At 64.4% G+C, this 6,885-nt stretch carries 7 protein-coding genes; 1 reads left to right on the top strand and 6 read right to left on the bottom strand.

Annotated elements, in window-relative coordinates:
* Positions 1–154: 154 nt before the first annotated feature.
* Positions 155–961, bottom strand: a complete 807-nt coding sequence (locus ABWP84_RS03745) for a UDP-2,3-diacylglucosamine diphosphatase (RefSeq protein WP_353210650.1) — start codon at positions 959–961, stop codon at positions 155–157.
* A 324-nt stretch (positions 962–1,285) separates the two neighbouring features.
* Between ABWP84_RS03745 and ABWP84_RS03740 the strand changes: the two genes are divergently transcribed.
* A complete protein-coding gene (locus tag ABWP84_RS03740; protein WP_353210649.1) occupies positions 1,286–2,827 on the top strand; it encodes a D-aminopeptidase in 1,542 nt (513 codons plus the stop codon).
* Here the strand turns inward: ABWP84_RS03740 and ABWP84_RS03735 are convergent.
* The 5 genes from ABWP84_RS03735 to ABWP84_RS03715 are packed head-to-tail and all read right to left on the bottom strand — an operon-like array spanning position 2,824 to position 6,823.
* Positions 2,824–3,966: an NADH:flavin oxidoreductase/NADH oxidase gene (locus ABWP84_RS03735; protein WP_353210648.1), complete on the bottom strand. Its 1,143-nt coding sequence runs from the start codon at positions 3,964–3,966 to the stop codon at positions 2,824–2,826. The genes ABWP84_RS03740 and ABWP84_RS03735 overlap by 4 nt on opposite strands.
* Before the next feature lie 31 nt (positions 3,967–3,997).
* Complete coding sequence (locus ABWP84_RS03730) at positions 3,998–4,393, bottom strand: Rieske (2Fe-2S) protein (RefSeq protein WP_353210647.1); 396 nt, start codon at positions 4,391–4,393, stop codon at positions 3,998–4,000.
* On the bottom strand, positions 4,390–5,487 hold the full coding sequence (locus ABWP84_RS03725; RefSeq protein WP_353210646.1) for an amidohydrolase family protein: 1,098 nt from the start codon (positions 5,485–5,487) through the stop codon (positions 4,390–4,392). The genes ABWP84_RS03730 and ABWP84_RS03725 overlap by 4 nt, the downstream gene beginning before the upstream one ends.
* Positions 5,484–6,524: an amidohydrolase family protein gene (locus ABWP84_RS03720; RefSeq protein ID WP_353210645.1), complete on the bottom strand. Its 1,041-nt coding sequence runs from the start codon at positions 6,522–6,524 to the stop codon at positions 5,484–5,486. The genes ABWP84_RS03725 and ABWP84_RS03720 overlap by 4 nt, the downstream gene beginning before the upstream one ends.
* Positions 6,524–6,823: an antibiotic biosynthesis monooxygenase gene (locus ABWP84_RS03715; protein WP_353210644.1), complete on the bottom strand. Its 300-nt coding sequence runs from the start codon at positions 6,821–6,823 to the stop codon at positions 6,524–6,526. The genes ABWP84_RS03720 and ABWP84_RS03715 overlap by 1 nt, the downstream gene beginning before the upstream one ends.
* Positions 6,824–6,885: the final 62 nt, after the last annotated feature.

Below are 6,885 nucleotides of genomic sequence, written 5' to 3'. Positions count from 1 at the left end.
GCGGCCCAGTCCGTCCAGGCCACGCTGGTGGGCGCGGCCAGGCCTTCCAGCGCCCGAACCACGCCATTGACCTGCGGCGTCCAGGCGTCGCTCACCATAAGCAGGCGGATGGGGGTGAGACGGCTCTGAGGGCGCTCCAGCGTGGCCAAGTCGCTCAAGCGGGAACAGGCTCCGTCACGGCCACAGGATTGCGCCACATGCTCAGGCGATTCTCCGCCGCCCAGTCGATCAGGCGGAACTGCCCATTGGCATCCTCGACCAGCGCGGTGCAGCTCTCCACCCAATCGCCGTCATTCATATACATCACGCCATTCACCTCGCGCATTTCGGCGTGATGGATATGGCCGCAGACCACGCCATCCAAACCGCGCCGGCGCGCCTCATTGGCCAGCGCCGCCTCAAAGCGGTCAATCGTCTTCACCGCCTCCTTCACCTGGCGCTTGAGCCATTGCGACAGTGACCAATAAGGGTAGCCAAACCGGCGGCGCACATTATTGAACACCCGATTGAACACCAACGCCCAATCATAGGCCCAGTCACCCAGTAGTGCCAGAAATTTGGCATAGCGGATCACGCCATCGAATTCATCGCCATGAATGATAAGATATTTGCGGCCATCAGCAGCCTCATGCACCGCCTCGCGCACCAACTTCACACCGGCGACCTCAAGGCCGAGCCATTGGCGAAACACCTCGTCATGATTGCCCGGTATGTAGGTCACGCGGGTGCCGGCCTCGGCCTTGTCGAGGATCATCCGCACCACGGTGTCGAATTCATCATGCCAGTACCAGCTCTTTTTCAGCCGCCAGCCATCCACCACATCACCCACCAGATAGAGATGGTCGCAATCCGTGCGGCGGAGAAAATCGATCAGAAAATCGCTGCGGCACCCTCTGGTGCCGAGATGAAGGTCCGAAATGAAGACGCTGCGGTAGCGTGTCTTGGGCCCGGTATGCTGCATGTCCGACTAGCCTATCTGTTCGACTCTGGAAACGCTCAAAGATCTCGGCCTCCGAATATACGCCGCACGCGGCATGTCGCGTGAAGTTTGCGTGAAGCAAGCAATTATCAGCACGCAGCATTGATGCCCATGCAGGCCCCGTCATTGAATCGTCATTAAAACGAAACCTTAGTGTCATATGATTTATTTATCAGCCTCGAAGATGGGCGATTTTTAATCTGAGCCTGACCTAATCCTGCCGCTGCGGATGAAAATCCACCCACCCCCATCCCCCTTCGCCTGAAGCGGGATTGACGCCCCCGCCTAGCGTGCTGGCATGGCGGCATGAACCTCGACACCTGCCTCTCCCATCTCCCACGCGCCTATCCCGGCCCCGGCGGCGCAGTGGCCGTGCTGCGCGGTTCCGAGGTGCTGGCCCGCCATGCCTGGGGCTATGCCAATGCCGAAAGGCGCATCCCCTTCACCCCGGCCAGCCTGTTTCGCGTCTGCTCCATCACCAAGCAATTCACCTGTGCCGCGATGCTCGATGCCTTCCCCGACCCGGCGCTGCTCGATGGTGATGTGCGCGCCATGCTGCCCGGGCTTGCCGGCCTGGTGCCGGGGGCGCTGCACCTCGCGCATAACCAATCGGGCCTGCGGGATTACTGGGCTGTGGCCATGCTGCATGGCAGCCCGGTGGAGGCGCCTTTTGGTGATGCCGAGGCCGCGCGAGTGCTGCGCGGCACCACCAGCCTGCATTTCGCCCCCGGCAGCCGCTATTCCTATGTGAACCAGAATTTCCGCATCCTCTCCGATATCCTCGCCGCCCGCGCGGGCCGGGATTTCGCCACCCTGCTGCGCGAGCGGGTGCTGCACCCTGCCGGTATGGGCAGCGCCATCCTCGCCGCCGATACCCGCGCGCTGCCCGATGGCAGCGAGGGCTATGAGGGCAATGTCGCCAGCGGCTTCCGCCCCGCCGAAAACCGCATCCTATGGACAGGCGATGCCGGCCTCGCCGCCTCCCTCGATGATATGATCGCCTGGGAGCGCTTTATCGACACCACGCGCGACGCGCCCGATGGGCTCTATCGCCGGCTCTCAGCACCGGTGCATTTCGCCGATGGCGCCCCGGCCCCCTATGGTTTTGGCCTTGGCCGAGGCGAGGAATTCGGCCGCGCCATCACCGGCCATGGCGGCGCCCTGCGCGGCTGGCGCAGCCACCGTCTGCATATGGCGGCTGAGCGGCTCTCGGTGGTGGTGCTGTTCAACCATTTCGGTGATGCCGCCAGCGCGGCGCTGGACCTCTTGGCCGCAGCCTTGGGCGAGTCCCGCCCCACACCTGAACCGCGCCCCGCCCTTCCAACTTGGCTAGGCGCCTATCGCGACCCCGAAAGCGGGCTGGCCGTGCGCTTCGATGCCACCCAAGATGGCCGGGTGCGGCTACGCTTCGGCCATGGGCCTGAAATGCTGGAGCCCGCCGAGGACGGCTCCGCCGGCAATGGCCGCACGCAGGTTTTCCCGCGCGACGGCACCCTCATCATGGCCCGGCCTCAGGAAAATTTCTCCACCACCCTGCAGCCGGCGCCCCTGGGCCAATCCGGCAGCATCGGAGGCCAATATCGTTGCGCCGAACTCGACGCCACGCTGACCATCACCGAGGCCGGCGGCGTGGCCTATGGCGGCTTTGGCGGTTTTCTGGGCCAGGGCCGAATGGAATTGCTGGAGCCCATCGCCCAGGACCTCTGGGCCCTGCCATGCCCCAGGGCGCTGGACCACACCCCTCCAGGGGATTGGACGCTGGATATCACCCGCGACGCCGGCGGCGCGGCAACCGGCATCACGCTAGGCTGCTGGCTGGCCCGCGGGCTGCGCTACCAGCGGGTTTAGCTCAGCATCGCCCGCTCATATTGCACCGGCCAGGCCTGGTCCGAACGCAATGCGCGCGCGGCCAGCAGCGGCCAGCTCGGCTCGGCCATCAGCTTGCGGCCCATCAGAATCAGGTCCGCCCTACCATTGGCCAGGATTTCCTCAGCCAGATCGGGCGTATTGATCATCCCCACCGCACCCGTGGCGATGGCCGCCTCGCGGCGGATCGTCTCGGCAAAGCGCACCTGATAGCCCGGCCCCGGGGTGATTTTCTGCCGCGGATCATTGCCCCCGGTCGAGCAATCCATCAGATCGACCTGCCCAGTGGCGGCCAGCATGCGGGAAATCTCCACCGCATCAGCCATGGTCAGCCCCCCCTCGACCCAATCGGTGCAGGAGAGGCGGACAAATAGCGGCAGCTCCGCTGGCCATTCGGTTCGCACCGCAGCCACCACCTCCAGCAGGAAGCGGGCACGCCCGGCCAGATCGCCGCCATAGCCGTCATTGCGCTGATTGCTCAGCGGGCTGAGGAATTCATGCAACAAATAGCCATGCGCCGCATGCAGGTCGATAATCTTGAAGCCGGCCTCGCGCGCCAATTTGGTCGAATGGACGAATTCGGCGGTAACGCGGGCAATATCCTCGTGGCTCATGGCGCGCGGCACATGATGCCCCGGGGCAAAGGCCAGCGCGGATGGCCCAATCACCTCCCAGCCACCATCGGCAATGGCATGCGGCCCGCTGCCCTGCCAGGGCACATGGATGGAAGCCTTGCGGCCTGCATGGGCAAGCTGCACCGCCGGCACCGCGCCCTGGCTTTCGATAAAGGCAACAATGCGCGCCAGCCCATCGCGCTGCGCCTCATTCCACAGCCCCAGGCATTTGGCGGTGATCCGCCCCTCGGCCGAAACATGGGTGGCCTCGGTGCAGACAATCCCCGCCCCGCCGGTCGCCCGCGCGCCCAGATGCACCAGGTGCCAATCATTGGGCATGCCATCAATGGCGGAATACTCGCAGAGCGGCGAGAGCATGATCCGGTTCTTCACCGTCACACCGCGAAAGGTGATGGGACGGAACAGATGCGGGTCACGGCCCGGCTTTTGGAGGCGGCGATGATCCTCGCCGGAATTGGGACCCTGGGGGGATGTGGCTGTGCTCATGCACCCAGGTTAACGCCACCCCGCGCGGCTGTCACACCTCCACCACGACATAAGAATTCTCCACCGCCACGCTGAAGGATTCGGCGGCCAACAACTCGCCGCATTCCACATGCGCATCATAGGCGCGCGTCTTCACCCGGCGCGGATCAAAGAAGGATTTGCCGGTGCGAATGTCGAATTCCCAGGCATGCCAGGGGCAGCGCACCACCTCACCCCGGCGGGCATAATCATATTGGCCCGGTGCGGTGCTGCAGACATGCCCCATAATCTGCCCCGCCGAGAGCGAAGCCCCCTGATGCGGGCAGCGATCAGCCAGCGCAAAAAATTCGCCGCCCAGATTATAAACCACAATGCGCTTGCCGCCGGCTTCCGTCACATGCCGTGCACCCGCAGGGATGGCAGCCACCTCCGCCACCACATGCTTCACCACCCGTAAACCGCCCTGGCATTGCCGCCATAAATCGCCGCCCGCGTCTCGGCCGGCAGCCAATTCGGGATCGACAGCCGCGGATCATCAAAATCCCAATGCGGATAGTCGGAGGCATAAAGGATCTTGTCCCAGCCAATCCATTCCATCGTATCCCGCAAATGCTCCGGCCGCTCGGGCTCCTCGATCGGCTGGGTGCTGACCCAGACATGGTCGCGGATATATTCGCTGGGCTTGCGCTTGAGATGCGGCACCTCGCAGCGCAGGCTGGGATAAATCTTGTCCAGCCGCCACGCCACCGAGGGCAGCCAGGCCATGCCGCATTCGATCAGCACGATCTTCAGCCGCGGGAAGCGCTCAAACACCCCCTCCACCACCATCGAGATCAGCAGCGACTGGCAGGAGGTGGCATGCTCGCTCACCTCCTCGATATAGAAGCTGGGCCAGCCGCCATTGGTCATCGCCCAGCCGGAATAGCCAAAGGCATGAATGCCCACCGGCAGCCCCGCCTCCTGCGCCGCCTCATAAATCGGCCAATAGCGCGGATTGCCCAGCGGCATCGACGTGCGGCTCATCAGCAGCACCTGCGAGAAGCGAGGGTCACCAGCGCGCTTGCGAATCTCCCGCGCACTCGCCTCGGGGTCCTCGTAGGGCACCACGATGGAGGCGCGCAGCCGCGGCTCCGGCACCACCCATTCCGCCAATTGCCACTCATTCACCGCATGCGCCATCGCGGCCGAGAAGCCATCATTGGTATCCCCCTGGCCCGAGGGTTGCAGCGGGTTCAACAGCCCCACATCCACGCCGTAATGGTCCAGATGCTGCGCGCGGAAGAAGGCGAGGTCGCTGGCGGGGGAGCCACCCTGCGGCGTCCAGGCATCCCGCCGGCTGGCCAGCGGCTGAGATTTCGGGAAGGGCGTGCCGCGCACATAGCCATGCCGCGGCCGCAGACCATAGCTGTGCATCCGGTGCCGCATCTCAGCCGAGAGCCAGGGGTCAAAGGCATGGCGGGATTGCGCGCGCGGATGAATATCCACATCGCATAGCCCCAGCGTGGCCGAGGCGGGCTTCGCATTGGCAAGCATCATGTTCATGCCGGCACCCTTTCGAGACGATGATACAACGCCGCCGCATTGCCGCGGAGGAATTTTTCGCGATCCACCCCGGGAGGCAGGCTCGGCAGCCCATCATAATTCCAATGCGGGAAATCACTGGCCCAGAGCAACAATTCCTGGCTGCCCAGATGGCCCAGCAGCTGCGCCGCCGCCTCATCGGGCGCATCAAAGGGCTGGGCGGTGAGACGAATATGCCGGCGCACCGTCTCGGCCGGCGGCTCGGCCTGCCAGGGGATTTCAAACCGCACCCCCTTCCAGCCCTTGCTCATCCGCCAGAGAAAAGCCGGCAACCAACTCACCCCACTCTCGGCCAGCACAACCCGCAGCCCGGGGAATTGCACAAACACCCCCTCGGTGATCAGCGAGGCCACAGCACTTTGAAATGCCTGCTGCTGGGCGGCCACATCCTCCATATACCAGGAGACCCAGCCCAGTGAGGTCACGGGGTGGCGATAGGCGCTGCCGGCATGCAGGCAAAGCGGCAGCCCATGCTTCTCCAGCGCCGCATAGACCGGCCAATGGGTCCGCCGCCCATGCGGAAGCTCACCCATCACCAGGCGCATGGCCTGCACGAAGCGCCGGTCGGGGGCGAGACGCTCAATCTCCGCCAACGCATGCTCGGTCTCATTGGGCAGCACGATGGAGGCCCGCAGCCTCGCGTCACGTTCCAGCCACTCCGCCCGCACCCAATTGTTCAGCCCTTGGGTGAAGGCGCGGTTCATATCGGCGTTGAAAATCAGTTGCACGCCATAGATCGGGTTGAGAATGCCAATGGCCGCACCCGTCTGATCCAGCCAGGCCTGCATCTCGGCCAGGCCAGGAAAGCCGTCCTGCGGGCGCCAATCGGCGCGCACCGTGCGCGGCGCATGGGGCGGGTAGGATTGGCTCTCAAACCCCTCCAGCCCGCGCTGGTCGATGCTATCGGCCCAGAAGGGCTCAAGATGCGGTCGCAGCGCATCGAGCCCCGGCACCATGGGGTGCAGATCGGCGTCGATGGCGCCTTCAAACCCCCGCATCACATGCTGCAAAGGCTGAGCGTGCGGCCGGTGATCAGGCTCGCATAGGCATCACGCACCCGCGCCAGACGCGGGTTTTCGCCATGCGCCTTGAAGGCGGCGTCATCGGCATAAACCTCGACCAGCATCACCCGGCTGCGATCCGGCTCACCCTTCTTCATCGGCTGCAGCACATCGAATTGCTGGCAGCCCGGCTCCTCCGCCTTAGTCATCCGGGCATGCTCGGAAATGATCGCGGTGAAGGCGGCATGATTGGCCTCCTCCATCTGGAATTCGACGATGATGCCAATGCGTGCCATGGCTGGTTTCCTCTTTCTGTTGGTGGCAGGTTAACCGCCAAGCGCCCATCTGCAAGGGCAGG

This window comes from Rhodovarius sp. (assembly GCF_040399605.1).
In the GTDB taxonomy this organism is placed as follows: Bacteria; Pseudomonadota; Alphaproteobacteria; order Acetobacterales; family Acetobacteraceae; genus Rhodovarius; species Rhodovarius crocodyli_A.
Note: the sequence above shows the minus strand (reverse complement) of the source record. Positions and strands in the feature narration are given on the sequence as shown.